This is a genomic window from Vibrio sp. 947 (assembly GCF_033339115.1).
Classification (GTDB): domain Bacteria; phylum Pseudomonadota; class Gammaproteobacteria; order Enterobacterales; family Vibrionaceae; genus Vibrio; species Vibrio alginolyticus.
Genome location: NZ_JAWOTX010000028.1, coordinates 1 through 26,466, shown reverse-complemented (window position 1 = coordinate 26,466; position 26,466 = coordinate 1). Strand labels below are relative to the sequence as shown.

At 45.0% G+C, this 26,466-nt stretch carries 12 protein-coding genes; 4 read left to right on the top strand and 8 right to left on the bottom strand.

From position 1 onward, the window contains the following. Window positions 1–6: 6 nt before the first annotated feature. Window positions 7–11,241 carry a cadherin-like domain-containing protein gene (locus R7Q39_RS24630; protein WP_411979165.1) on the top strand — a complete coding sequence of 3,745 codons (11,235 nt, stop codon included), beginning with the start codon at window positions 7–9 and terminating at the stop codon, window positions 11,239–11,241. A 184-nt stretch (window positions 11,242–11,425) separates the two neighbouring features. Here R7Q39_RS24630 and R7Q39_RS24625 read toward each other — a convergent pair whose 3' ends face one another. The 3 genes from R7Q39_RS24625 to yccS all read right to left on the bottom strand — a co-directional run bounded on the left by R7Q39_RS24625 (window position 11,426) and on the right by yccS (window position 14,384). Then, a complete protein-coding gene (locus R7Q39_RS24625; RefSeq protein WP_171342898.1) occupies window positions 11,426–11,728 on the bottom strand; it encodes a hypothetical protein in 303 nt (100 codons plus the stop codon). A gap of 80 nt (window positions 11,729–11,808) precedes the next feature. After that, entirely contained in the window at window positions 11,809–12,039 is a 231-nt protein-coding gene (locus R7Q39_RS24620) for a hypothetical protein (protein WP_005376575.1), read from the bottom strand. Between the two features lie 191 nt (window positions 12,040–12,230). Beyond that, entirely contained in the window at window positions 12,231–14,384 is a 2,154-nt protein-coding gene (yccS, locus tag R7Q39_RS24615) for a YccS family putative transporter (protein WP_005376573.1), read from the bottom strand. Between the two features lie 324 nt (window positions 14,385–14,708). Between yccS and helD the strand changes: the two genes are divergently transcribed. After that, on the top strand, window positions 14,709–16,778 hold the full coding sequence (gene helD / locus R7Q39_RS24610) for a DNA helicase IV (protein ID WP_318076984.1): 2,070 nt from the start codon (window positions 14,709–14,711) through the stop codon (window positions 16,776–16,778). Window positions 16,779–16,855: 77 nt separating this feature from the next. Here helD and R7Q39_RS24605 read toward each other — a convergent pair whose 3' ends face one another. Beyond that, window positions 16,856–17,311: a methylglyoxal synthase gene (locus tag R7Q39_RS24605; RefSeq protein WP_005376571.1), complete on the bottom strand. Its 456-nt coding sequence runs from the start codon at window positions 17,309–17,311 to the stop codon at window positions 16,856–16,858. A 64-nt stretch (window positions 17,312–17,375) separates the two neighbouring features. After that, on the bottom strand, window positions 17,376–18,425 hold the full coding sequence (gene torT, locus R7Q39_RS24600; RefSeq protein ID WP_318076995.1) for a TMAO reductase system periplasmic protein TorT: 1,050 nt from the start codon (window positions 18,423–18,425) through the stop codon (window positions 17,376–17,378). Window positions 18,426–18,468: 43 nt separating this feature from the next. Between torT and torS the strand changes: the two genes are divergently transcribed. After that, window positions 18,469–21,432 (top strand): TMAO reductase system sensor histidine kinase/response regulator TorS, encoded by a 2,964-nt coding sequence (gene torS / locus R7Q39_RS24595; RefSeq protein WP_064369292.1) that lies wholly within the window; start codon window positions 18,469–18,471, stop codon window positions 21,430–21,432. A gap of 50 nt (window positions 21,433–21,482) precedes the next feature. On the opposite strand, the gene R7Q39_RS24590 is transcribed toward torS, so the two are convergent. The 3 genes from R7Q39_RS24590 to R7Q39_RS24580 all read right to left on the bottom strand — a co-directional run bounded on the left by R7Q39_RS24590 (window position 21,483) and on the right by R7Q39_RS24580 (window position 24,514). Then, the gene (locus tag R7Q39_RS24590; protein ID WP_005376565.1) at window positions 21,483–21,674 is read right to left on the bottom strand and encodes a hypothetical protein; all 192 of its coding nucleotides are present in this window, start codon (window positions 21,672–21,674) and stop codon (window positions 21,483–21,485) included. 18 nt (window positions 21,675–21,692) lie between these two features. Next, the gene (locus tag R7Q39_RS24585; protein WP_054701750.1) at window positions 21,693–24,047 is read right to left on the bottom strand and encodes a fatty acid cis/trans isomerase; all 2,355 of its coding nucleotides are present in this window, start codon (window positions 24,045–24,047) and stop codon (window positions 21,693–21,695) included. 80 nt (window positions 24,048–24,127) lie between these two features. After that, window positions 24,128–24,514 carry a winged helix-turn-helix domain-containing protein gene (locus R7Q39_RS24580; RefSeq protein ID WP_005376561.1) on the bottom strand — a complete coding sequence of 129 codons (387 nt, stop codon included), beginning with the start codon at window positions 24,512–24,514 and terminating at the stop codon, window positions 24,128–24,130. A gap of 306 nt (window positions 24,515–24,820) precedes the next feature. Here R7Q39_RS24580 and R7Q39_RS24575 point away from each other — a divergent pair, with 306 nt between their 5' ends. After that, the gene (locus R7Q39_RS24575) at window positions 24,821–26,368 is read left to right on the top strand and encodes an arylsulfatase (protein WP_005376560.1); all 1,548 of its coding nucleotides are present in this window, start codon (window positions 24,821–24,823) and stop codon (window positions 26,366–26,368) included. Window positions 26,369–26,466 lie beyond the last annotated feature (98 nt).

The window sequence follows — 26,466 nt, the reverse complement described above, 5'->3', positions numbered from 1 at the left end:
CATGCGGTGAATAGCGACAGTCTACAAATCGACTTCCCGATTATCGCAACAGATTTTGATGGCGACACGTCGACGGAAACACTACCTGTCACCATCGTTGATGATAAACCAACCATCACTGATGTAGACGCAATCCGTGTGGATGAAGATGACCTAGCGACGATTGGCTCTGATGGCTCAGATCCAATTTCAATCGATGGCAACTTCACTACAACGCAAGGCTCTGATGGGGTAGTGAGCTACCAATTAGATACTGCTGCAACACCAGTTGATGGTCTGACATCACAAGGTGTGGCAGTGACGCTGACGGAAACTGCAAACGGCGACGGTAGCTACACTTATGAAGCGACAGCAGGAACTGAAGCCGTATTTACGCTGACCGTGAATACGGATGGTTCATACAACTTCACGCTTCAGGGGCCAATTGACCATGCGACAGACAGTGATGAGCTGACACTGAACTTCCCAATCATCGCGACGGATTTTGATGGTGATACCACCACAGAAACGATCCCAGTCACCATCGTGGATGATAAGCCGACCATTACCGATGTCGATGCGATTACCGTTGATGAAGATGATTTAGGCACGATTGGTTCGGATCAGACTGGCCCGATTTCAATCGATGGCAACTTCACCACCACACAAGGCTCTGACCGAGTAGTGAGCTATCAGCTTGATGCTTCAGCAACACCAGTGGCTGGACTCACATCACAAGGCGTGGCAGTCACATTGGCTGAAACCGCAAATGGCGACGGCAGCTTTACCTATCAAGCAACAGCAGGCACCGAGTCGGTCTTTACACTGACAGTGAACACTGATGGCTCTTATAACTTCACGCTTGAAGGCCCAATCGATCATGCTGTTGATAGTGATGAGTTAACGCTCAACTTCCCAATCATCGCAACAGACTTTGATGGCGATACCTCTGCTGAGACAATTCCTGTCAAGATCGTTGATGACAAGCCGACACTTGGTGGAATCGAAGCAACAAGTGTGCAAACGGTTGATGAGGACGATATCCCAACAATCGGATCTGATGGTACACAGTCGAACAGCATTGCCGGTAACTTCATCGCGACTGATGGTTCTGATGGCATTGTCGAGTACAGCGTTTCTGACCTAACGACGCCAGTACAAGGCCTGACCTCTGGTGGTCAATCTCTGGTTATGGTTGAAGTATCAAACGCAGGTGGCGTTTCAGTTTACGAAGCTCGTATTGATGGCACGACGACACCAGTATTCCGTGTAACCCTCGATGCCTCTGATGACAGCTACACGTTCGATTTGCTCGCTCGTCTCGATCATCCAAATGCTGATGGCCAGAATGAACTGATCATAAATTTACCGATAAACGCGACTGACTTTGATGGAGACGTGTCGAACAACATCACCTTACCAATTACGGTTGTGGATGATGTTCCGACCATTGATGGTTTGCTAGCAGGCAGCGAACAAACCGTTGATGAAGATGACCTACCAGCAGGTACGGATGCTGCAAGTGCAGAAGATACTGTTATTTCGGGTACTTTTGATATCACCGAAGGTGCTGACCAAGTTGATTCTATTCAGCTAAGTGACCTGACCACGCCTGTTGCGTCGCTGACTTCAGATGGTGACGCTATCACCTTAGTTCTGTCTTCTAGCGCAAACGGCGTGAACGTATACCAAGGTGTCGCTGGCAATCCTGCTGAAGTGGTGTTCGAACTGACGTTGGATGCAACGAACAACACCTACGAGTTCGATTTACAGAAGCCGCTTGATCATCCAGATGGTAATCAGCAAAACGAGATTGTTATTAACCTCCCTGTGACGGCGACAGATAATGATGGTGATACTTCACCAGCCTTCACATTGCCAATTACCGTTGTGGACGATGTTCCAGTTGTTACCAATATTGAAAGTCTACGTGTCGACGAAGATGACTTACCTCTTGGTTCTGATGGAACGAAAGAGCCATTAACGGTATCAGGTGAGTTCGAAGTCACTAGCGCAGATGGTATTGATGCTTTCGAATTGGATCTCAGCTCAAATCCTATCCCGAATCTGAAATCGGGTGGAGAAGAGGTTACGCTTTCTCAAGACGTTGGCGCTTCAACTGCTGACGCGCTTGTTTACGTGGGGCAATCTCCGGGTGGAGTGACGGTCTTCACGTTGACACTTCATCAAGATGGTAAATACGACTTTGAGTTATCTGGTCAGTTAGATCACGCGGTTAACTCTGATGAGATTTTGTTGAATCTACCTGTGAAGATCACGGATGGCGACAACGATACCATCACTGCGACCTTGCCAGTGACCATCGTAGATGACAAACCAACCATTGATGCTATTAGCTCTGGTAGTACCTTGTCTGTGGATGAGGATGATATTCCGAGCCAAGGTTCGGACGACACGCCAGAATCCAATATCATTGGTGGCAACTTTGACGTTACTGATGGTGCCGATTCTATCGTTAGCTTCCAGTTGGATAGTTTAACATCGCCTGTTTCTGGCCTTACCTCAGGTGATCAACCGCTTGAGTTGGTTGAGTTTTCAAATTCAAACGGTGTGATTGAGTACCGAGCTTATGTACAAGGTACGACGGACACCGTCTTTAAACTGACGCTAAATGGTTCAGCAGACAGTTATGAATTTGAACTGTTGGGTGCACTTGATCATCCTGCGGGTAACGATGAAAACTCGTTGGTCATTAACTTCCCAGTCAACGCGACTGATTTTGATGGCGATGTGTCCAATAACATCACCTTGCCGATCACCGTGGTGGACGATGTCCCAGCTATTGTGAAAGTGACAGACTCTAGCCAACAAACCGTTGATGAAGATGATCTTTCCGGTGGCTCAGACACGACAAGTAGCGATTCAACGGTATTAACCGGTGGATTTGAAGTCGTTGCTGGTGCAGACAAGATTGTCAGCTACCAAGTTTCAGATCTCGATGCAGTCGTGTCTGGCTTAACGTCGAACGGCAGCAGCATCGAGTTGAATCTAGTAGGCACGAATGGTGGAGTAACCAGTTACGAAGCGGTTATTACTGGCACATCAACTAAGATTTTCACGCTGTCTCTTGATGCGAATAATGACAGCTACCAATTTGAGCTGTTGGGACCAATCGACCATGACGCTGTTCAAGGTGAAAACAACCTTGTCATTGATATTCCAATTACAGTAACAGACTTTGATGGTGACACGTCATCATCACTGAATCTTCCAATTACCGTAGTTGATGACATTCCCGAAATTAAATCAGCAGATGCTTTGGCTGTTGACGAGGATGACCTTGTCAACGGCTCTCAGGCAACCAACAAAGACAGCCTAGAAGCAACGGGCAATTTCGATACGGTGGAAGGGGCAGATACCGTTGTCTCTTACCAGTTAGATCTTACTTCTAACCCGATACCAGGAGTAACTTCAGGTGGTCTTGGGGTGACGTTAGTTCAAACCGCGGTAAGCAACAACAACTTTACTTATCAAGGTCAAACACCTGATGGTAACTCAGTGTTCACGCTAGTTTTGAACGCTGACGGCTCTTACAAGTTTACGCTTGAGGGTGCGCTAGATCACTCAACTCAAGGCGAAGATACACTCATACTTGATCTCCCAGTCTTTGCGACCGATGTCGATGGCGATACGGCAGGTATTAACTTACCAGTGACGATTACCGATGATGTTCCAACCTTGTACGATGCATCTATTTCGCGTGTTGAAGGACAAGGCAGCCGCACGGTTCACTTATTCCAAGACCCTGTAGAAGGTGATGACGATCTTGGTGCTGACGGCGCACAAGTGACTTCATTTTCGGCTGATGATTCAGGTGTTTACTTTAAGCAAAACGGTGTTGATTCTGATTCTGTCGATTTGAACGGTAGCGACCAAGTCGTATTTGTTCACAAGGTTCTTGACGGAGTGGATACTGAAATCGGTCGTTTGGTTGTTCGAACTGATGGCAGTGTGTCATTCCGTCCGAATGACGATCTTGACCATACCGAAACCGACTCGATTGATTTCACCATCAACGTTGTTGCAACCGATGGTGATGGCGATATCGCTGATGCCGATGTGGATATCTCGATAAGAGACCGCAATGCGCAAATTGACACGTCTACCGTTACTGCGTTCGAAGACCAAGGGCGTGATGGTGTCGTTGTGGGCGTTGACTCTGCAAATACTCAGGACAACTTGTCGACGCTGGATGTTAACCCTGCGAAAGTCGACTTGGTTATCAATTTACACGATATCGACCGTAACGAGAGCTTAGGTGACATCACTATTCGAGATGCTGATACTCACAACGGTACGTTCTACTACCGAGACGGCAGTGGCAACTACATTGAATTAACATCTGTGGGCAATACGGTTGTTCTCGACGCATCAAATGTTGAGCAGTCATTCAATGGTGAGCTTGTCTCGCTAGATAACTTGTACTTCGTACCAGATCGTCATACATCAACCGATGCTTCTGGTATCGATCCTCGTATCCGCGTGGAAATTCTTAACAATGGTACGCCAGATCATACGATTAATGGTCGTTTAGACATTGAAGTTGCTGCAGTCGCAGATATTGCAACGTGGACGGCAAGCAGCGAATTTAACTACTCGGTTGACGAAGATGGAAACAATGTCGCCCTTAACATCACGGCTGAAACTCAAGACACTAGTAACCCTGAAGGCATTGTATACGAGCTTGTCTTTACACAAGGAGAAGGTAACGCAGAGTTAGTCTATTCAGATGGTAGTGCGATACCAAAATCCGGTGGTGTTTATCTGGTGGATGCAAGCCGAATTGATGAAGTTCAAGTTGATCCGATAGATAACTTCTCGGGCGAAATCAGAATTGATGTCACCGCTATTACGACGGAACACAACAATCCACTGCTTGGGAAAGATACCGCTCGCTCAGAAACCGAAACCATCATTATTGATGTAAACCCAGTTGCGGATAAAGGTAGTTTTACTGTAAACCGAATTAATGTGTTTGAGGATAACGCTCGAACTCAAAATACGGTAGACCCTGTCACTGATCACGACCCACTCCAATTAAGTGAAGTGATCACCATGAAACCATCAGCGGACTTAGATGGTTCTGAAGCGTTATTTGTGCGCATTTCTAACTTCTCAATTGATGGGGTTACTCTGGTGTGGCTGGACTCAGCAAACCCAAGTCAGATAGTAGAAGTGACCGATTCAGGCGGCAATGTACTTTATTACGAAGTGCCAGAGTCTGAATTAGCGAACGTCGAAGTTCTTCCTCCGTTGCACAGCAATGATGACTTTACTTTCAATGTCGAAGGCATTGTGAAAGACACAGCATCATTGTCTACCGGTACGACAGAAGATGTGTTGTCACTGGGCAGTAAGACCGTCATCGTTGGTGTAAAAGGTGTTGCTGACATACCAGACACGGTATTAATTGACGCGGGGAACGTTTGGAACCGATTCGTAGACGGAGATGTGGCCGGGATAGAGACGACTATTGAAGAGAATGGTGTTGTAAACCTCAACTTCTCGGTTGTATCAGGTGAAGTTGCCGATAGACCACAGGATGATTCAGAAGCCATTACTGTTATCCTGTCCAACATCCCCGACGGTGTTCGTGTCGTAGATTCAGACGGTTCAAGCGTTGACCTCACCTTTGTTGGCTATGATGGTAACGGTCAACCGATTTACGAAGCAAACATCACTGGGCTGAATTTTAATTCCGGTATTCAAATTATTCCAGAAGCCTCTTCAACCGAAAACATTGCGATTACAGGGACGATCATTGTTACCGAAAATGATGGTCATAGTCGTGTGATTGAAAGAGAGGTAAGGATCAAGGTCGAACCCGTTATTGACGCTCAAGATAACTACGTTGTTCGATCTGAGGGAGATGAAGATACGCGCTTTGACATCGATTGGAAACCGACGCTCGTACAAAGCCCTGATACCGATGAATTCTTTAGTGATGTAACCATCTCTGGATTTCCTCCAGGCAGCACGGTCTATGTAGATAGTGTGGCACAAACGCTTGTTTCTGGAACACTAACGCTTTCACCGCAAGCCGGTGAATCAGAGCAAGATTTTTCCGCTAAAATCTCTCAAAGTGGCTATGTTCAAGTCCAGTTGGAGCAGGATTCAAGTACTGACTTTGACTTGACCACGACCGTCACTGTGAAAGAGATTGACCATGAATATGTTGACGCTTCGAATCCCGGTGAAGGTATCGCTGAGAAAACCATCAATGGTACGGTGAATGTCCAAGTTAATCCAATCGTTGAGCCAGAGGATAATACGGGGGCAATAGATGACCAAACCCGTCTGCTTGTCACTGAAAGTGGTGGTGGTGCTACCGATATCGTGAAGTCAGATGATCAAGGTAACATTGACTTTACGATCAACACTTCTATGGGGGGCGAATCTGGCGCTCATATCATTAAATACCAAGAGTTTGATGCGTCTTCAGATGAAGTGGTGACTCAACTTGTTGTTCAATTTCACAATGTGGACCCTGAGATCCTCAACCAATTGGTTATCGTCGGTGCACTAAATGAAGGTGGGGGTCGTTGGACAGTAACCAATGAAGATAACTTCTCAATTAAAGCGCCGTCTGGTCTTGATTTAACACCAAACGATGACAGCGACGATGGCGATAACGGCGGTCTCTCTCAAATTGGCTTAACCATTTACGCAGAAGTGAATGATTTGGGCGAAGATTTGGGCAACGAAAAAGATGCGACGGTCATGCGCCAAACGGATGTGACACTTGAATTTCCTACCGTTCTCACACCGCAAATGAGTGTAGCGGCAGAGATTCAGGTGGCTGATGATGTCCAAATTCAAGCGTTGGAAGATAATTCTATCAACCTTGGTGCTCAGTTAACGTCGAAAGTTGATGCGATTAATGCAGATGGCGTGGAGGATGTCTTGACTATTATCGTCGATCCTTCAGCTCCTGGCATTCCTCCTGGTTTGGTGATTACGGGGACGGATATCGACTTTGTCAATGGCAAATACGTGTTCCAAGCCCATATCGATGCGAGTGGAAATATTACTGGCCTTGATGGTTTGACGATGCACTTGGCAGAAGATTACGCAGGTGATTTCGAATTACCAATTCGGTTCGTCACTAAAGACACTGAGTCCGGTGATGAAAAAGAAAATAATGTCCAGTTTCCAGTTCAGGTTTTACCGGTTGCAGACGTTCCGAGTTCAGTCGGGGATCAGCCGTTGGATAGCGATGTCACACCGAATGTAAAAGTAGATATCGTTGGTACTTTCGGCTTGGATGCAAACAAACAACCTGTAACTGATCTAAATAACGACGTTCCCACGGCGGATGGTGTCGGTTACGAAGATGGCTTAATCCAGCTTAACTTAAGTGTTGATTTTGCCGATCAATTTAACAACACTCAAGGTGGTCGAGAAACACTAACGAACATCAAGTTAGAGCTTGATGACACAACATTAGGTGAGTTTGTTGATGCCAATGGTAACAGCTTAGGAACCAGTATTGAGTTTAATGAAGCTGAGATTTTAGCTGGTGCGCTTGACAATGTTCTGTTTAAGCCAAAAGAAAATTACCCCGTAGGTGGTGGCCAAAATACCGTCAAGATTAATATCGAGGGAGAAATTACTGATGAAGCTGTGTTTGATCAGTCTATCTTGAATAACTCTGGCGATAATATAGATGTGAGAACCTTCACTGACGATGTCACATTTGAAGTTACGCCAGTCGTTGATGACATTACCATTACAGGTGCCGATCCGACGCAGCCAATCACGGTGATTGGTGACGAAGATACTTTAATTTCGCTGAATCAATCGGGCTCTGGTGTTTCGATCAGCCTGAACGATAATGACGGTTCTGAGAGTTTCGTTTCACTCAAGTTAACGGGGCTTCCTGATGACTTTATCGTTAAATCCAATTCCTCTGATTATGTTGTTAAGAACAACGGTGGGGGCGAATGGAGTATTCAACTAAAAGATCTCACTCAGACGTCCATTGACCTGAGTGACATCCAAATTAAACCGCCAAAACACTTTAGTGGCGAGGCTGAGATAGGTATTACGGTCTTCATTCAAGAGGAGTTGCTACAAGTTCCAACGGAACGAAACAACAACTTTACGCTTATTGTCAATCCTATTGGTGATGATGTTGATGTGAATCCCGACACTTCGGCTGCAGGTAATGAGGGCGAAGACATTGTTATTAATGTAAATGCGTTAGTGGTTGATAACAAAGAGTCCATCGGAGATGGTGCAAACTACCAGGAAAATGATCCAGAGACGCTGAGAGTTGAGGTCTCCAATGTCCCTGATGGGGCGAGTGTTTCATTACCTGATGGGACCGTGTTTACTGACCAAGGCGGCGGCGTTTTTGTCTTAGAAATCAATGCTCAAGACTTGGATCAAGTGGTGTTTAATTCTGGGGATCGCAACGATAACTCATGGGATGGTTCGCTGCATTTCAAAGTGCAAGCCGTTGATACTGGGCTCGATGGCAGTCAAAGCTTGGGCTCCGCAGAGGAGTTTGATGTCACTGTTGATGTTGAAGCAGTGAACGATCGTCCAGAGTTCGTCAATACCGTGGATGTGGAAACACCAGAAGATACGCCAATGCTGCTTGATGGTTTCAGCATTACCGATATTGATGCCGTACTCGATGATCCGAATGCTGAATATGTACTCAATGTGAACGTCGACAGCGGTATCTTGGAGCTTAATCCAACGCTCATCGCTACTTACAACCTAACCGTGAGCGGTGATGGTACGGACTCCGTTGAACTGAAAGGTACAGTGGCCGATCTAAACAATGCCATTGCAGACGGTCTGATTGAGTTTAATCCAGACCTGAACTTCTTTGGTGACGTTCAGGTGGACGTGACAGTCGATGACCAAGGTAATGAAGGTATCGTAATTGGTGGGGTAGATGACACCCTAAATACCAACAGCAGCAGCTTCAATATTGAAGTGACAGCGGTGAATGATACCCCAGAAACTACGCCAGTGACGCTACCGGATATTGAAGAAGATAGTGGTGTGTTCTCCATCTCTGAAGCGGATCTTATTGCGAATGCGACAGACGTAGAGAACGATAACCTCACGGTCAGCAATGTTCAGTTAACGGATCCGAATTCGGGCAGCATTACTTTCAACAGTGGCACGGGAGAGTGGGAATTTACCCCAGCACCAGATTACAACGGTCCAGTTGAAATCACGTACACCATTACAGATGATGGCACGACAAATGGTGCATCCGATCCTAAATCGGTTAACGGCAGCGCATCGTTCAACGTAACGGAAGTCAATGATGCTCCAACGACGTCTGAAGTGACACTTTCTGATATCGCAGAAGACAGTACGGCGGTTGATATTACCCAAGCTGATTTGTTGGCGAATGCGTCTGATATTGAAAACGACACCTTGATGGTGAGCAATGTCCAGTTGGTTGATCCAAGCAGCGGCACATTGGATTTCGACAACGTAACAGGTACATGGTCATTTACTCCTGCGCCTGGCTACAACGGCAAGGTCGATTTGACCTACGACATTACCGACAACGGTACAACGAACGGTGTTTCAGATCCTCAAACGGTGTCAGGAACGGCGACCTTCGAAGTCACTGAGGTGAACGATGCACCGGTAACATCAGAGGTAACGTTGAGTAGTACCGAAGAAGATGGTGGTTCGGTAACTATTACGGCTACTGAGTTGCTGAGCAACGCAAGTGATCCTGAGTCAGACAACTTGACCGTCGATAATGTTGCGTTAGTGGACCCAACTTCCGGCACGTTGACTCAAGTGAGTGCGACAGAGTGGACGTTTGAACCCGCAGCAGATTTCTTTGGTGACGTTAATTTCACTTATGAAATCACAGATGACGGAACCACTAACGGCGCTCCAGACCCAATTACAATCGCGGGCACAGCAGTGTTGAATGTTGAAGCTACCAATGACGCACCTGAAATCACTGCAACGTCGGTAACGGATACGATCAATGAAGCTGATGGCCAGAAAGTAACGGGTATTAGTGTGAGTGACGTCGACTTTGCGGGCGCACAAGCAAATGAAAGCATGACCGTGACTCTTACAGTTACCGAGGGCGACCTTCGTGTCGAGCCGCCAGCAGGTAGTGGTGTGACTGTTGGGGCGGGGATGGCTGGTGAAATCACCCTAATGGGCACACCAGATAATATTAACTCCGTTCTTGGAGCAACAGACGCTTCTGAGGGGGTATTTGTGGATGCAGGAGATGTCAACGCAGCTTCAATCACTTTATCGGTGAAAGTCGAAGACAACGGCGTGTACTTCGAAAATGCATCGGGTACCGCATTGGAAGCGAATCAAGACTTCACTATCAATGTGACACCTGTAGCTGATGCACCTACATTGAGTATCAATCCTCAGTTTAATTACATTCGTCAAATTGCGGCTAGCCAAACCGCGAGCAGTCAAGGTTTAGCGATTGTCGGAATCATGGCGGCGCTTACTGATATTGACGAGGTGCTGTCTTTGGAGCTAACGGGCGTACCAGCTAGTGCTGAGGTAACAAGTGGCGTTTCTCCATCAGGCATTAGCTTCGATGGTACCACTTGGACAGTACCAAGCGATGAAATTGATACGCTAGAAATTGTCGCAACAGATACTAACAGTGGTATTGATGTCGGTTCTTACGATATTTCGCTTACGGCGATATCAACGGAATCTAATGGCGATGAAGCGCAGTCTTCACCTGTCCAAATTAGTTTGGATGTGAGTAGTGATAGCGACGATATTGACCAGTCAACCGCAGTGGACGACAGCTATTTAGTCGGTGGAGACACAGGTATCAATTTGATTGGTGGCGACGGTGACGACGTTATTCTGGGTGGTGATGGTGATGACGTGCTTATCGGTGGCTTAGGCTCAGATATCTTAACGGGTGGAGACGGCAGCGATATCTTCAAGTGGACGGTAGATTCCGTTGATGAAGGGGCAGTGGATACCATTACTGACTTCACTGTTAACGAAGACAGTATCGATTTACGTGAAGTTATCTCTGATCTCAATAACTCAATGATCGACATGGATGATCTGCTTGGTCACATTTCGGCAGACTACGATGCATCGACGGAAAGTGTTTCTCTGAACATTACGACGGATGCAAATGTTCAACAGACTATTGTCGTGGAAAACTTAGGTACTTCAATCGACTTCAGCGGTCTCAGCTCCAACGAGATTGTAGAGTCATTGCTCAACAACGGTGTTATTGATAACGGATAAACCTGTATGCAACATAAAAATGGGCGGCTCTGATAAGCCGCCCATTTTTTTCGGGAAAGCTTGATTTTAAACAGGAGATATTTGAATCGAAATAGAAAGCAAGAACGAAGCAAAGGGGTTATCTTGTTACGACGTTATAGTGATAGTTGGAAATTAAAATAGCGATAATTTGACGTTAAATCGCCTAAACGTGGATGTCTAGCAAGCTGCCAATGATTTCATTGTTTTTCTCTATGACAGACGCGCCAACTCGGTTATAACCAGCGGCTTGTGCTAGGTTGATGAGAGATTCAACTTTTTGAGAGGGAAGGCTAGGTGTTGAGGCTGTTATTGCGACATCCGCAACCGCAGCTAAATCGATGTTGTGATCAGAAAGCTCTTCTTTAACCTTACTTACATTATTGCTAATGCCATGTGCAGCTTTCTCGGCTATTTGTTGTGACATCTGAACGATGTGGTGTCCAGATTGAATTCCCGATACAGGCACATCACTACTCCCAACATTATGATAGTGAGAGCATAGGTGGAGTTTATAAAACGTTCAAGTGTTTTATATCAATGACTTGATTAGGCAAACAGTTTGGCAAGCATTTCTCTTTCTTCACCAGATAGAACCGGTTTTTGCGCTTTATTTAGTTTCACGCTGATCTCACCTTGTAATGACTTTAACTGACTTGCCGTTAAATCACTGAGCTTTTGTTTAAGTTCATTAAATTGTTGTGCGTTCATCTCAATACCTTCGTCGTGATTCGGTTTATCCGTCGTTGCCCGAAATTCTTCATCCTTTGGATACAACATATTTATTCAACCAAAATAGATTAGAATTTGATCGATTGCTTTTTGTCCGAATATTGTCAAGGTGTGTTAAGTGATACGTCAGATTTTTCCTAAGAAGGTACATAATTACCCACTTTGGGGTAGGTGGAAACGTAAAAAGAAAAAAAGGGAAGCGGTATAGCGCTTCCCTCTTACATATGGTTTGAATGTTACTAACTTACTCTGACGGCAAACTTGCTAGCAAGTGAATGAAGCTCTGGGAGCATGCGATAGATAAGATGAAGTTGCTGCAATACCATGCGGGCAGAGCTGTCGTCTTCATCGCGCCATTCGTTTAAGCGTTGCTCGAGTCCAGCATCATCAATATTAGATAGGTCACACTCCTCACAATGCTGGTGAAGCTGTTTATGAAGTACATCCAGATGCTGATGAATACAACGGTGAGCATCTAAAACGAGTTTATGAATTGACTCATCTTCGATGCGAGTTCTGTGCGCGCCTAATGCAGAAATATAGTTCAACATTGCGTGATTTAACGTTAGGAAGCGAAAACTTTCATCAACAGCTGCGCGATATTTGCCAGGCTCCGCCAGCATCGTACTAATCGCAGAAGAGAGTGAGGCATCATTATTATGGGCCTGGCGGCGAGCGATACGGTAACTCAAATTGTCTTTCTTGCCGATTCTATACTGACCAATGATCTGATCGAGATACTGCTTGTTCGCCTCTATCGCATCCGACATAACTTTGTGAAGCCTTCTCGACTGCCAGTCGGGCAAAATAACTAATACAGCTCCTACTGCAAGCACACACCCGATGAGGGTATCTGCTAGTCGAGGAAGGACAACTGCGTAACCTTCACCTAGTTGATTAAATAAGAAGAGGACGAGCAGTGTAATAAAACCAGTCGCGTACCCATAGTTGTTCATCCGGAAGGCGAAAAACATCACACCAGAGATAACGATAAATACTAACTGGCTTTCTTGAGAAGGGAAAAAAGTCAGCAATGGTACACCAATCAACAAACCAGCTAATGTACCTATTACTCGCGCCGTCAATTTTTGGCGAGTGGCACTGTAGTTCGGTTGGCATACGAATAAAGTGGTTAAGAGTATCCAGTAACCTCGGTCGATGTTGAATATTTGAATGATTCCATAGCCAATCGTTAAGGCAATTGACATACGTAATGCATGCCGAAACAGCATCGAATCTTTGTGTAAATTTGCTGATATACGCTGCCACATCGCTTTTAGCGTGTGTGGGTTGGTATCGGCGAGGGTATCTTCTTCGAGGCCTTCAACATCTGGGTTGTTAATGTTATTAAGTTGTTTTTCTACCGTCGCTAAGTTATTGAATAAATATGTTAACTGCATCAGCAGACGTTTCCAGTGCCCTTGCTTTTGTTCTTCTAGATAAGCAAGAGAGTTTTGTACTTCAGCTAATGCCAGAATAGATTGATCGGTATGGGAGTATTCATTTCCTAGCTGAATGGCTAGTGCAATATCACGACACGCTTGGGCTTGAGACTCCAAAAGATATTTAAAACGAAACAGCACATCAGAACGTTCAAATTCGGTCGCTAAATCCTGATAGCGATAATGGCTAGAACTGACGCGTTCGTGAATGTCTTGAGCGATGAAATAAATATTTAAAAATCGGTCACTAGGCCCATCAATGTGACCCCGTTTCGATCGGTTAAGTAATGTGGTTTTACAAGCGTTTAGTGCCGTAACCGTGGCAGCATTGCATTTTGCAGCTTCAATCCGCAGCGGTTGTGGCGTCAAGTTGGTCACAGGGTGAAAAAGCTTGGCTTTCGCATCAAGATAATTCGCCATTTGGAAGAACACATTGGCTAAGCTTTGTTGCACCGGTTGAAGAGGCCAAAATATCTGCCAAATCATGGACATGAAGTAATACCAGGCGGCACCAGTCAAAAGCAGTAGTGGCTGAAACCAAATGTTGGTGCTTTCATGTGCGCCAAGCATAGTATAAATAGCGATCAGCAACGAACCAAAAGCAATACTCGCGTACTTAGGACCTATCGCCCCAAGAATGATGAAGCCGAAGGTTGAGATAAATAATCCCAACGCAAAAGCCCATGGGGTATCGAACAAGATTTCAATTGAAAAAGCAGCAAGCGCAAAACAGAGAAAGGTGAGAATCAGAGCCTTGATGCGTCCAGTGAAACTGTCATCACTTTCAGCCAAAGCAGCAGCAATAACGCCTAATATTAATGGCGTTATCAGCGTGTTTTGCTCGAAGTACCAAGTTGGGATAACCACACCCAGTAAGGTAATGAGGATAAGAACGCTGTAATTTATCGTCTTGTTTGCCCAATATAGCCGAAATTTAGAAGTTGCTTGCACAATGCGCCTTATGTTTCCGATGAAGAACAGGGGGAATACTACCAGACCCACTATAGCGCGTTTATGATTTACTTTAAGAAAAATTCGTGGTTGCTGATAAAATCAGCAGGGATGTCATTGACTTATATTAAAGCTGCCAGGTCATGTATTGAGGATTGTAAAGCCAGCTTCAAATAACCTCAGCTTTAGGTTATTAAATCGACAGTAATGTGAATTTTATTAAAGAATAGAAGAAGAAGCTTACTTAGGAGCTCGCCGTTGCTACAATTTAGCGCCTTAAAATGATATAAATCGACAACTTCTAAACTAAAAGGCGCACGTTTCATGCAGCTTACTGCCACTAGCAAAGCACAGTTTTTTATTCAAAATGAGTACCATCACGTCGAAATAAAAGAGAACAGTGTTTTATTAAGCTCGATAGGCAGTGAAGAACATATTCCTTTTACGATCTGGAATGGCAAAGTTAGCGTAAAGCGTGGGTTATTATGGAGCTCTTTACAGTTTTTTGCTCATGAACACGAAGGCAAACAACAAAGCTGGCTAGTCCAAGGTTTACCGTGGCCACAATGCCGAAAGTTCGCGCTTGAGGCCGTTCATCAATATCAAGAGTGGCACAACACTCAGTGCCGAAAACTGGCTGAGTATCTACCTAAGTGGGAAGAAGAGCTTTACAAACTAAAGCACTTGCCTGCTTACTTATCGCATTCTCAAGTGGTCTCCTGGGTTGAAAGTCTTAACCAAGAGTTAAGCGAGATGAAAACCACCCTAGAAGAAGCCAAAATGCGAATGCCGAATCGTATGTCGCAAATAGAGCCTTGGCTCATTGATACCTCTGAGGCGCTTGGTGAGCGTAATCGCGATTGGCTAGAAGCAGAACGTCCAAATTGGGAAGTGCTGTTTAATCAAATTGAATCCTCTCCTTTGAATTTATCCCAGCAATATGCGGTATTACTCAACGACGACCACAACTTGGTTCTTGCTGGTGCCGGCTCGGGCAAAACCAGCGTTTTAACCGCACGAGTTGCCTATTTGTTGCAAAGCCATCAGGCTCAAGCAGAAGAGCTTCTCATGTTAGCGTTCGGTCGTGATGCGGCGACTGAAATGAAAGAACGCTTAGTAGATAAAGTGGGCATGGCGGCAGACGGTGTGCGCGTCAACACATTCCATCAGTTGGGCTTGTATATTCTTAAACAAGTCGAAGAGCAACCTGTCGAAATTAGCCCTTTAGCGTTGGACGAAAATCAACGAACGGCATGGTGTGTAGACTGGTTGAAAAAACATTGGATGACACCCACCAACTTTAAACGTTGGCAAAAACATTTAGACAAATGGCCGATTGCGTACCTAAAAGGGGATGATGAGTTAGGAAGCCATTCAGAAAATCCAAAACTGATCGCTTGGCTAGATTCGCAGCTGTCTCATTTAGCGGCGGTAGGGTTGACCAAAAAGCAAGTACAAGAAAAGCTCGTAAACCACCAAGACTATACGCGTTTAAATAGTGAACTCGCCTTATGCTGGCCATGTTTTACAGCGTGGCAGAAAATGCTTAAAGAAAGCAACCAAGTGGATTTCCCAACTATGATCAGTAGTGCGACAGATTATGTGAATAAAGGGAAGTTTGTCTCGCCATGGCGCTTTATTATGGTCGATGAGTATCAAGATATCTCTCCAGATCGTCTGGCATTGATTGAAGCACTGTGTGAATCCACTCAGAAACAAGCAGGTGCCACGTTATTTGCTGTTGGCGACGATTGGCAAGCGATCTATCAGTTTGCAGGAGCGGATGTCGATCTTATCACTGGCTTTAAAGAACGCTTTGCTCACTCTACCGTTCATCACTTAGATACAACTTATCGTTTCAACAATCAGATTGGTGATGTAGCGAATACATTCGTGCAGCAAAACCCATCGCAGTTGCCGAAAACACTAAACAGCCACAAACAACGCAAGCAGAAGAGCGTACATACCGCGCCGAGCAATCAAGTGGAAAAGATCTTGGATCACTTGAATCAACAAGCCAAGCAAACCAAGTCAGTTTTATTGCTAGGACGTAACCATTATCATAAGCCCGATTTGTTCGACGATTGGTTGCGACGTTTCCCTAATCTCGATATTCGCTTTATGACTTGCCATGCGAGTAAAGGACGCGAAGCTGACTTTGTGATTATTCTTTCTGTGGATGAGGGGCAATTCCCCGCTAAGAAGAAGCAAATTCACATTGATGGTGCGTTGACGGAATCCAAAGACAAATTCCCTTACGCAGAAGAGCGCAGGCTATTTTACGTGGCGATTACACGTGCAAAAGAGAAGGTTTGGATCACGCATACTGGCGCGGGATCTGCATTCGTTCAAGAGCTCGTTAATGGTGATTATCCCATCGTGACTTCCCGTTAAATGCAACGTTTAGAATGTTAAAAACAGCAAAGGCGATACTTGGTATCGCTTTTGCTTTATTTGGTTGGCATCAAAGCTTACATGCGCTCAGCAAGATAGGCTTCGTAATCCGGAACTTCGATGTCTACTTCTTGCTCAAGAAGAGGGGAGTTAAACAGGAACTTAGCGGTGGCTCGGTTCGTTGCTACAGGAATATTCCAAACACTAGCAATACGAAGAAGCGCTTTAACATCTGGGTCGTGAGGTACGGCATTCAGTGGATCCCAAAAGAAAACGAGAACGTCGATTTTGCCTTCTGAAATGAGAGCGCCTAGTTGTTGATCACCGCCCATCGGACCACTGATCATGCTCTTGATCGCAAGTCCAGTTTCTTTACTCAGCATGTGTCCTGTCGTGCCAGTTGCGTAAAGGAAGTGACTCTGTAGCTTTTCTTTGTTTTCTTTTACCCAGCGAAGTAGCTCAGGTTTGCAGTTGTCGTGAGCGACCAAAGCCACATGTTTATGGGTTGGCATGGTACGAATGGTTTTTTGCATCAAGATGTTTCCGTTTGTATGATTTTAAAATTGTTGTAACTCAATAGAACACGTTTTTGGTCTTTCAATCAACAGCCTTAACACGGAATGTCGGCCTATATTCTGACGGAGATAACGATTCTTCGATCGTGTCATCATGAAGCGTCTTCGGAGTCAGTGGTTTGATGGTTGGTGAGGCATGTTTGTCATACGCTTCCCCTTTTAAGTAATGCGTTGCTTGCATCACGGAAAGCCGACCTTGCTGCACCATTTTATCTGTTGGTGCGAAGAGCACTTTGTTACGTAACAGGCCTCGATATACACCATGACTTAAGTACACAGAAACTAAACCGATCTCCTCAGCTTTGCCGGCACTGCGCAGCTCACTGATGGCCGCTTCAATCGCCACTGCACTGCCAACAATGTAATCTATATTTCCCATATCGATCACACGTTGAACTAGGTTACGTTGTAACTCCTTGTCGTTGTCTGCCCAAAATGAGTCAACAATGTTGATATCACTTCCTTGTATCGCTTCATAAAATCCGGCAGTAACGGGTTTCGTACCACCACGAGTTCGCGGCCCCAAAAGTAAGGCAATGTTGGTTTTTCCTGACCCCTTTGGATGGCGAGCTGCCAAATATTGACCCGCTTCGTATCCCATCCAATGCCAGTCAACACCGACAGTCCCTTTTAGCAACTCACTTTGTTCTTCATCCAAGTCGAGTTGGTTCACAGTAGCAAAAACGGGAGTATTCCCCACCCAATTTTTAAGTGAGTGCTCGTAAGCCTGTGGGTCCACGGTCCCAAGGATAACCGCATCTGCTCCCCATTGGTTACACAGTGCGAGTTGTTGTTCTTGACGGGTTTTGTTTGGGTAGCCGCCCGCTTCAAGAACTCGTAGCTCGACACCTTCTCTTTTCGCTTCGGACACCATTCCATAGTTTACTGACAACCAGTATGAATCCTTTAGGTGAGGGTATATTGCACATATTTTCTCTGCGGCAACCGCTGGCAAAGAAGCAACGAGGGTTAAAGTGGCTGCAGAATGTTTGAAAAATGTGCGAAATGCGTGTTGATTTTTAACCATGAAATGAAGTTCGTTGGCATAGATTAAGTAAACACTGCAAAATATAACGTAATATGTCGCTGAACACGAACATTAAGGTCATGAAAATATGCTGCTAGCAACTGCAAGCATCGGTCGTAAACTTTTGTTGTCTTTCATTGCGATGGCAATACTGGTCATGTTATCGGCACTTATTGGTGTGTCTGGATTTTCTTTGGTTGCCAAAACCGAAAGAAATGTCGTGGATTCTGCGATTCCCGCCATGATTGAGGCGAGGCAAGTCTCTGAGTTGAGTACTCGTATTATTTCGTCTGTACAAATGTTGTCGAACGCAAGAAACGAGCAGGAAAGAAAGGAGTCAGGGCGAGTGCTGTTCGAACAGCTCGAGTCTTTACTCACTCACATCAAGGAGCTTGGGAGCGAGTCGTTCGATTCTCAATTGTTAGAAGCTTTAGAGAATAACGTTCAGAATGTTATCGACAATTTGGCAGAACTCGGTGTTTCGGTTGAAAAAAAGCTGTGGCTTGCAAAAGAGATAGATACTCGTGTTGAAGAAATGCGTCTGCTCAGTGAAGAGCTAGAACAACTAACTCGTACGCAAGTTCAGAATACAAGCACCATTGCTGTTGCTAACGTCACGCATATTTATGACTTATTAGAATCGAATAAAAAATCGCAAGTTTATCAGGCGCTAGATGCACTGGTGGAGGTCGATCTTGATCTGACTGAGCGATTGCATGAACTGCACTTGTTGGCCTTTAAAATGTTGAATCAGATTGAAGAGGCTCGGACATTAACGAATATTGAGCGAATTCAACAGGTTCAAAGTGATTTCGATAGCAACCTCAAAATCATGCAACGCCGTGTACTCGCTGTGGAAGATCCTACGCGCTCTAAGCAAATGAGCCAACTGCTCATAGAACTCGGCAAGCGTCAGGTCGTATTTTCTATACTGATGCAGCAATACGAGAATAACGAACAGTCACAACAACTGATGCAAAAGACATTAGAGTTGTTCTCAGAGCTTAATGGCACGGTCAACAAATTGGTTGATGATTCAAACAAAACCACTACCGTCGCTGTAGACCAATTGACCAGCACACTGAAATTCGCTCAGTGGTCTTTAACCGTTATTTCAATTGTTGGTTTGATTGTATTAGTGCTGATTTTATGGCGTGTGGTGTACCTTTCTGTTGTGAAGCGGTTAGCTGAATATTCCGCTGCGTTGCTGTCTGTGGCGCAGGGTAACTTAGCGGTTGAGTTGGAAGTGAAAGGCAAAGATGAGTTGGCGCATATGGGGCAGGCCATCATCACGGCTCGTAATACCGCGCAAGCACTAAAAGTGGTAGCAGAGGGTGAAGCTCAAGCCAAGCGAGAGCTTGAGGAGCATAAAGAGCATTTAGAAGAGCTCGTTGAGCAGCGCACTTCGCAGTTAAAACAAGCAAACCGCCGTTTGAATGAAGAGGTTTTGAATCACGCTAAAGCTCGCAAGCAAGCAGAGCAAGCGAGCCGAGCAAAATCGGCATTCTTGGCGACGATGAGCCATGAGATAAGAACGCCAATGAACGGAGTGTTGGGGACAGCACGCTTGTTGATTGACTCAGGCCTCAACCCAATTCAAAAGCGTTATGCGGAAATCATTAATCGTAGTGGTAAAACGTTGCTCGCGATCCTTAATGATGTACTGGATTACTCCAAGATTGAAGCGGGGCATTTAGAAATTCGTCACATGGGCTTTGATTTACACCAAATGGTGGAGGACACTTTCCAGTTAATGAACAGTCGAGCACAAGAGAAGAAGCTGCTGTTCTCCTACCATATTGAAAGTGATGTTAGTCGCTACTGGAAAGGGGATGTCACCAGAATCAGTCAGGTGCTGAACAATCTTGTTGGTAACGCGATTAAGTTCACTGACGAAGGAGAAATTGATATCTACGTTAGCCTGAACCCAGAGGACGAGTCGCAAGTCCTATTTGAAGTATCAGACACTGGAATAGGAATTGCCAAAAAATACCAGAGAACGTTGTTTGATGCCTTCACGCAAGCTGAAGGTGGGATGAGCCAAACTGGAGGCACGGGGCTTGGACTTGCTATCAGTAAGCGAATCATTGAAGCGATGGGCGGTGTTTTAGAAGTCGATTCCGAAGAGGGAAATGGTAGCCGATTCTGGTTCTCTATTCCGTTAGAGGAAAGCGAACCTGTTGAAACAGGAACCGTGGCAACCGCACGTTGCAAAGTGAAAGCAAAGGTCTTGCTGGTAGAAGATAATGAAGTCAACCGAGTGGTCGCGGAAGGTTTTCTAGAAAGCATGGGGCATCAAGTCGTGATGGCAGAAAACGGCTCACAAGCAGAGCAACTGATCAGCACACAAGATTTTGATATCGCTTTGGTCGACATCAACCTCCCTGATTGTGATGGAACTGAGTTGATCCAACGCTTAAAGCGGATTGAGTGTGATAAGCCGGCCAATAAAGCGCTTGCCGTCACGCCAATGATTGCAGTGTCTGCGCACGTTTTTGCGGAAGAAGTTGAGCGCTATCTAGCCGCTGGTTTTGACGGATACTTGCCTAAGCCATTGGCAAAAGAGGCACTCGCGGCATTGATTCAGGATGCGCTAGACGGAAAGCCGTTGTTGTTGCCACAAAATGCCGACTGTACCCCGTTTGATCAAATTTCGCCTCAAGAACAAGAGCTACAATTAAAGGTCGTTCAAGCACCTAAAACAAAGGAACCCGATGTGGTTATCATTAATCCGAGCGTGATTGAGTCCGATATGAAAATCTTGGGCAGAGATAAGATGTTGCACATTATTAATCTGTTTAGAGCCACCAGCACCGATGTATTAAGCAAGCTGCAAGCGTCTGCTGAGGACAATGATAGTAAAGAAGTAAAGAACCTTGCCCATAAATTAAAGGGCAGTGCAGGAAGTTTAGGACTAACTGCGCTAATGAACGCTTGCCAAGCAATTGAAGCCGCGCCTCAACCTCTAGATACCTATAATGCGACTAAAGATGATTTAGTTTCTCAAGTGTCTGCATCAATTCAAGCTCTGGATGAGTTAATGGCGAAGTAATCCATCGAGCATTGAAAATAAAAAAACCTCCGGCTTTCCGGAGGTTTTTTCTATTCGGTCATGTCATCTTCCCACTCGAATCGAGTGTCTAGGGCATAAGGGTCATCATCAAAAGGATGTTCCACTTTGCCACGTAAGTATTCGAGTTGATGCTCAAGCATATTGACCGTTTCGTAGTCTCCCTCAGAACAAGCAACGTAAATCTGTTGTTCAAGAGCGGCAATGTTATCTCGGATACCCATGAGAACCCCCTTAAATCATCATCGATTCTCAAAACGATTATAGTCAAGTAATCCAAATTCGATCGGTTGTTTTGTACGGTACCAATTGTGTAAACGATCGCTAAATGACCAGAATTTTTCTGAGCTTCTACGAATCGCAAAATTATCCAATAACTTAACGTAATCGGACTCGTTTTGGATGGCACTAAATTGATCGACAAAATCTTTTACTTGGTTTTCGTTGATCGAGAAAAATGCCGCAGGGTAGCTTCCCACAACGCCGCGTACAATGGTCATATCATCGTTAGCAAAGTCACGGTTACTTTCTTCATCAAACAAGCTAGAGATGTTTGTGTGTGCATTGTTGTGAAGTAAGGTGAACAGTTCATCTTCCCCTGATTGACTTCTCACCATAAGCATAGTGATTTGCGGAACGGTTTTTAGGCCTTCACCACGAACGTGGTCAATACGTTTTAGTTGCTTTTCACTACTCGCAGAAAGAGCCGTGTCTTGAATTTCGTAGCGAGGCAGAAGCACATCTGAAACATGTTCGCTCAACAACTCCACCAACTCCGTTTTTGGATCGTCACTCTTATACTGAACGCTGGTTGGTTGGTTAAACGGCTTCACATTTCGTTGTAAAAAGTCACTCAACTGCGGGCTTTGATCTTTATACCAGCTAGATTGAAGTTCATGGCGCATATCGGTGGGTAACAACGAGATAAAGTTACTTTCGCCTTCTAGACGCAAGAAGTCCATAAACATTCGTGTCATGAGCTGATGGCCGAAGTTACCGTAAACGTCAAACCCAGCAACAAGCAAATAGTGGATACGCTCTAGTAGCGCGTAGTCAAGAATCCACACTGTTTTAGGCTGCTCACCAACTAACCCTTGAACAACAGAAGCACTATCAAAATGGCGGAATATCGTTAATGCCGCATTATGGTTGGTGCCATTACCATCCCAAATTACATCGGTGGATAGGTTTTCACCTTCTTTAAACCAGTTATTAGTGAACTCAGATTTAGCCTCTAGGTAGCGAGCTTGTTGACGCGCGTACTTGACCCAGTTGGTAACAGGTAGCGTGTTACTTTCTTGCTCTGCCGGTAGTTTTAGATTATCAGCCTGAGATCGGTAAAACTCATTTACTTCTGGGATGTCTGCTTTATCTGGATCAAGGAAAAACACCCAAAAGCGATCATTGATAACATTCAATGCCAGTTGGCCACGACAAACTGGGCCTTTGATGTATGCCATTATTGTATTTTGTGCATTATCTAGCATGAACTTAAAGCGCGACTTCACTGGAAGGTCGATGAATGATGTCATCGGGTTTGCAGCAACTTCTGGTTCATAACTCGGTAGCTGACTAACCATGTAATCAGCATCAATAAACCAAGTTTTCCAGTTCTCTATGCGTTGCTTGTTTAACGCGAATGGCATGTGAGTTTTATCTACTATGGTCCCTTGCTCTGGAATAATTCGATAAAACACACGTTCAACCCCTGGATCATCGTACGGGCGACGCGTTGAAATACGTTTGACGGGCTGTCCTGGTGGTGTAGCAGAGCGGACGAGCGTGAAGAATCGGGGATCTTCATCGAGTTCCGAAAAGTAGAGATGAGATAAAAATAAATGCTCATATATATACCTAGCCATCAGCTGATTTTTCAAATCAGAGTGGTTAAGTAATGCTTCGTACTTATCTATTTGCGCTTGCTCTTTCTCACTAACAGGTCGGTGAACGTTCATTATTGCGCCGTTTTCCAACCAAGTCATGAGTGTGTGGTATTCACTGTTTGATAGGTTTGGCATACCAAAAGGCATTCCCCAGGTCGGGTTATCCTTTTCGTATTGCTCGTATTCTTCAATCGTCGGACAGGTTTGCTCTCGGTCTATCGAAAAGTCAAAGCCTTCTAACTGGACTTGGTCAGGCAATGGGTGGCGCTCTTTTTGTTGTAGCAAACGTGCGATAAGGCCTGCATCAATGTTGGCTGCCATGCTTTGATCACGTTCGTTGAGAACCGGATGAAAACCCGCATCGCGCCACTCTTGGGTTGTTTCTGCATCTTCGAATAAGCGTGTTGGTGCTGCGGCTGTGAGTCTTGTTCCTTCATATACCAGTGCTTTACTCGCACCACGGTCAATGCCCTCAACAGAAGAGAGCTTAAGTTGACATGGTGCATCGTAGCACGCGTGGCAGACGACACAGCGGTTATCCATAATGGGTTTAACTTCGCTTTGGAAGAAGTTTGCTTGAGGGGTTTCCACGTCAACTGTGCGTTCACGCACGAGCTGTGGACCAAACAGTTGGTCATAGTTAAGACCAGCATAGGTTGCACAGCCGGCAAACAAAGTAGCAATGCAAAGTGTAAAAATTAAGCGCAAATTCATTGAGTTATTTTACGTGATTCGAATTTGCATTAATTAAAGCAAAATAAGCGGTCAATTACCAAAAGTTGGGCCAATTAGCGTTAATTTTTCTGTTGATTGTCTGAGCGCTTGAAAATGTAACCCTGGCGGTGGACTGTCTGAATTCTGTCTGTTGGAACGCCTTCGTGAACTAGACGCTTTCTCATTCTGCTCATGTGCATATCGAGTGCTCGATCATGTTCAGTAAATTCACGTTTTAGTACTGTTTCGTAAAGAAAATGCTTACTAAGTACTTGATCTTGATGGTGAGTGAGAGTTTGCAGCAGCTTAAATTGAATGCTTGTTAACTGAACAGATTTCTTGTTTGGCAAGTAATTGAGTACCACAGAGTGAGTGCGCTTATCTAGTAATAGCTCCTCATCATTATGGTGAACGCCGTTGTGTTGGCATTGGGAAGTTTTTCCATTTGAAACCTTGGAGTCAAGCACACGGGTACCTTAATTATTAATAGTAGTAAAACGTATTATCATTAATATTTATATAAAAGCAATCAGGTACTTTATGAGCACTGTGATATGCGTAGACAATCTTAATACTTGAGATTAACAGTAGTGATGAATGGTGCGATGGCGCTCTGAACTAAAGTGCTATTGGAGTGCGTATTAGCTACAAATAACGGTGTAATGTTAGGCGAAGATAGAAAGAATTCTCATTTAGTAAATTCGCTTATCCGCTATTTGTGAACTATACATTCTGTTGCAGGAAGCACTTTTCTAATACACACAGAGGTTTATATGACAGCGAAATATGGCGTTAAACGCCGATTAGCGATTCTTGCCGCCGCTTTAATCGGTGCGACAAGTAGCAGTATCGCAGCAGAGAAACCAAATATTCTCGTCATTTGGGGTGATGATATTGGCCAGTCCAATCTCAGTGCTTACACGTTTGGCTTGATGGGGTACAAAACACCAAATATAGACAGTATCGCCAAAGAAGGCATGATGTTCACTGACTATTACGGTGAGCAATCTTGTACAGCGGGCCGTTCTACTTTCATTACAGGCCAAACCGTTCTTAGAACAGGTTTGAGTAAAGTGGGGCTTCCAGGTGCTGATCTTGGCTTGAAGGAAGAGGACGCAACCATTGCCGAAATGCTGAAGCCGATGGGCTATATGACAGGGCAATTTGGTAAAAACCACTTAGGTGATAAAGATGAGCACCTTCCTACTAATCACGGCTTCGATGAATTTTTTGGCAACCTTTATCACTTGAACGCCGAGGAGGAGCCAGAAAACGTCGATTATCCTAAAGATCCTGAGTTTCGTAAAAAGTTCGGTCCGCGCGGCGTTATCCGTTCGTACGCTGATGGCAAAATTGAGGATACAGGACCTCTAACCCGCAAGCGCATGGAAACCGTGGATGAAGAGACGTTAGATGCGGCACTCGACTTTATGGATCGTGCAGTCAAGGCTGAAAAACCTTTCTTTGTCTGGTGGAACGCAACTCGTATGCACTTCCGTACTCATGTGAAAGAAGAGAACTCTGGAAAAACAGGCATCAGCGAGTATGCAGATGGTATGGTCGAGCATGATAATCATGTAGGTCAGCTGCTGAAAAAAGTGGATGATTTGGGTATTAAAGACAACACAATCGTCTTTTACTCCACCGATAATGGCCCACACATGAACTCGTGGCCAGATGCAGGCACAACGCCATTCCGTGGAGAGAAAAATACCAACTGGGAAGGTGCGTACCGAGTTCCTGCGATGGTACGTTGGCCGGGTAAAATTAAAGCTGGCTCTGTTTCGAATGATATCATGCATCACATGGACTGGATGCCAACGTTCGTTGCTGCCGCGGGTGATGACAATATCAAAGAGAAATTGCTCAAAGGTTATAGTGCGAATGGTAAGAAATTCAAAGTTCACCTAGACGGCTATAACTTCCTACCATATTTGACTGGTAAAGAGGATAAGGCCCCACGTGAAGAAATTTTTTACTTCTCAGATGATGGAGACTTAACTGCACTTCGTTATAACAAATGGAAGCTGGTCTTTATGGAGCAACGAGCAAAAGGCACGTTGCGTATTTGGGCTGAACCATTCACCACACTTCGTGTTCCTAAGATCTTCAACTTGCGTATGGATCCTTACGAAGTGGCTGATATCACTTCTAACACTTACTATGATTGGATGCTAGACCGTGCTTACATGCTTGTTCCTGCGCAAGCTTACGTTGGCAGATTCCTTGAAACGTTTAAAGAGTTCCCACCAAGGCAAAAAGCAGCAAGCTTCTCGCTCGATCAAGTGATGGAGAAACTAAAAGAGAACCCAAATAAGTAAGAAAAGCTAAGTGAAGTTCCACTGACCCGTCCTGATATGGGTTGACACTTTTTAACTAAAACGCTCGATGTACTTCATCGGGCGTTTTGTATTTTAAA